Source organism: Microcoleus sp. AT3-A2, assembly GCF_036705685.1.
In the GTDB taxonomy this organism is placed as follows: Bacteria; Cyanobacteriota; Cyanobacteriia; order Cyanobacteriales; family Microcoleaceae; genus Microcoleus.
In genome coordinates this window covers 1-1,101 of sequence record NZ_JAUBVF010000175.1, presented here as the reverse complement: position 1 = coordinate 1,101, position 1,101 = coordinate 1, and the positions used below count along the sequence as shown (strand labels likewise).

At 39.1% G+C, this 1,101-nt stretch carries 1 protein-coding gene; it reads right to left on the bottom strand.

Translation table 11 applies throughout. The features are described from left to right. Nucleotides 1-985 (bottom strand): ISKra4 family transposase gene (locus tag QUB37_RS29755; RefSeq protein WP_333168841.1). Its coding sequence is split into 2 segments (ribosomal slippage), with 983 coding nucleotides annotated over them: nt 1-815 and nt 818-985; the frame shifts between segments, so codons are not numbered across the junction. This gene is flagged as partial in the annotation. Nucleotides 986-1,101 lie beyond the last annotated feature (116 nt).

The following is a 1,101-nucleotide window of genomic DNA, read 5'->3' as shown; positions in this document are numbered from 1 at the left end:
GCTCCTGATATTTTAATTCGTCTGGCTATTTGCTTAATCCCTGATTCTACCGCTCCTGAACCAATTGAACAGATGCCATCCGTTGAGAAAACTTCATAGTTGATAATCCTTTGTTTATGCTTTTCTAAATATTTGCAAAAATTCACTGCTGATTTTTTTTTGAGCTTTGTAAATAGAGCTGCCGCGCTCTCTACCTTTCCTTTCCACAAATATGCTTCTGCTTGCTTAAGTCGCTTCATTGAACCACCTACTTTCTGAAGATTTTGATTCAGATGGTACCAATCGAGGATTTCTCTTCTGTTCTGTTCACAACTGATTTCCTTAAATATATTCCACACTCCATCATGTCCATCACCCAAGCAAGTTATAGGTTTTGCTAGCGGTTGTTTATTTGCCCAATTAATGATGATATCATTTTGATTGAAGCTAGCTATTATACCAGTTTCTGATACAATTGCTTTATAATCTTTCCATTCAGATTTTTCTCCTTGAGCTGCCCTGAGTCGTACTTTTCCACCATCTGCACTTAGCTCCTCAATATCTGCTGTGGCTCTGGGCTGGTCGAAGTCTTGATAATGTACTAATCTCTGTTGTGTTTTAGACGGAACAGTCACGCCCGTTAGATACTTAATATCTTCGGCTGCATGCTGATAAGCAACATTGGCACTCACTCTTAAGCAACAGTTTTCTAAATGTGGACTCAACCGACTACGACTGCCACAGCCTAGTTTATCTGCTTGCTTCTGGGTGATACTTAAATTACCTAGGGTACTTTTTAATGTCTTTATTCTTCCCGCTTTTGTACCGGTAGCTGAGCAGATAAAAAAAAGCCGATATGCGGTGTCACATGAGTCAAAACTTGGTCCCTGACTGCGAGTTCAATATCTTCTAATGTCTGCAAGGAATCCTGATTAGAATCATCATAAAGTATTGCAGAAATAGCATCTAGATGTGTTTTAATTGCCTGTTGTTGTTCGGGTGTCATAATTCTATCTCAAGTCGGAAGAGATGATAATTATCGCCTATTATACTGATGATCCGTAAAAAAGTCATGCTGGAGTTGACGAGTATTTATACTCATCGCAAAAGTGACATGCTCCC